General features: G+C 61.0%; 2 protein-coding genes. One reads left to right on the top strand and one right to left on the bottom strand.

The annotated features are described in order from the left end of the window. Positions 1-381 precede the first annotated feature (381 nt). Positions 382-1,221 carry an outer membrane protein gene (locus WB528_RS01775; RefSeq protein ID WP_423886714.1) on the top strand — a complete coding sequence of 280 codons (840 nt, stop codon included), beginning with the start codon at positions 382-384 and terminating at the stop codon, positions 1,219-1,221. An 83-nt stretch (positions 1,222-1,304) separates the two neighbouring features. Here WB528_RS01775 and WB528_RS01770 read toward each other — a convergent pair. Continuing rightward, positions 1,305-1,557 (bottom strand): enoyl-CoA hydratase-related protein (locus tag WB528_RS01770; RefSeq protein WP_423886713.1); only part of this gene is annotated, 253 nt, incomplete at its 5' end.

Raw genomic sequence — 1,557 nt, 5'->3', positions numbered from 1 at the left:
CTCCTATTCGTCGCACTTCACTGACAATATCGTGCGGGTCGGTGTGAACTATCACTTCAACGGCGGCCCAGTAGTCGCGAAGTACTAAGCCGATTCTTCTTCGAACAGACAAAGGCCCGGCCTTGCTTGGCCGGGGTTTTTGTTTGTCTGGAGCCCAATTGCAGGGACCGGGCCGTTATCCCGGCGAACTCGGCGCAAGCTTGTTGAAGGACGGCTTTGCTGCTCTGCCCAAAAATATTCAACCGAACCAATCGTTTGCCGGGTAACCAGATTTGACCTTGTCCGGCCCAGTCGATTATCGGTGCCTGTGCCTTTCGCGTGACAGACGGGCAAGGCCATCCGGAAGTATAATTGCTAAATATTTCAGGTTGGAGATTGCAGATGAAACGTATCTCGATTGGAATTTCCGCAGCCGCCTCGTTGCTCGCGACCGGCGCGCTCGCTGCCGATCTGCCGGCCAGGGCGCCGGCCTATACCAAGGCTCCGGCGTATGTCGAACCCGTGTTCGACTGGACCGGCTTCTATGTCGGCGGCAATCTCGGCTACAGCTGGGGCCGCTCGAGCGATACGACGGCCATCACGAATCCGGCTGGTACTGTGCTATTTTCAGGCACCGATCGGACAGACCTCAACGGCATCGTCGGCGGTGGCCAGTTCGGCTACAACTGGCAGATGCAGAACTGGGTGTTTGGCCTTGAGGCCGACATCCAGGGCACGGACGAAAAGGGCACGCACGGCTATCTCTGTCCGACAAATACCTGCATCGTGGGCAACCCGCTAGCTGCCCTGGCTGTCACCGGACCCGCGGTCTCCGAAGCTTTGAGCCAGAAGATCGATTGGTTCGGCACCGTTCGCGGCCGCATCGGCGTTCTCGCCACCCCGAGGGTGCTGCTCTATGCGACCGGCGGTCTGGCCTACGGCGAAGTCAATTCCAGCGCGACCATCGCGCCTGTCACGACCGGCGTGTCCGCCGTGATCCCCGGCATCAACAGCACCAATGTCGGCTGGACGCTCGGCGCCGGCGTCGAAGGCGTGATCGCCGGCAACTGGACGGCGCGGCTCGAATATCTCTATGTCGATCTTGGCTCGGTGAGCGGTTCGTTCGCGACGACGATCGGGACGACCAATCTGGTCAGCAACTTCTCCTCGCGCGTCACCGACAACATCCTGCGCGCCGGCATCAACTACAAGTTCGGCGGACCGGTGGTGGCGAGGTACTAAAGCCACCGCCTTTCGAACAAAAAGCCCGGCTCGCGCCGGGCTTTTTCTCGCCTCGATCAGGAGATCGGACAGGTCCGGCCGCCTCACTTGCCCTTAAAATTCGGCGCTCGCTTGTTGAGGAAGGCGTCCATGCCCTCGCGGAAATCCTCGCTCATATAGGCCTTGAGGATCAAATCCTCGCCCTCGTCGCGGGATAGCGTGCGGCGGATGCGGCGCACCGCTTCCTTGGTCACTTCCAGCGTGATCGGCGCGTGGCCGGCGACCAGTTTCGCGGTTTCGTCGGCGCGGCGCTGCAACGTCTCGACATCGGGCACGATCTCGTTGAGCAGCCCAAGC

Origin of the sequence: Bradyrhizobium sp. (assembly GCF_049586575.1) — a bacterium.
Classification (GTDB): Bacteria; Pseudomonadota; Alphaproteobacteria; order Rhizobiales; family Xanthobacteraceae; genus Bradyrhizobium.
The sequence above is the reverse complement of the archived record's forward strand: the minus strand, read 5'-3'. Positions and strand labels throughout refer to the sequence as shown.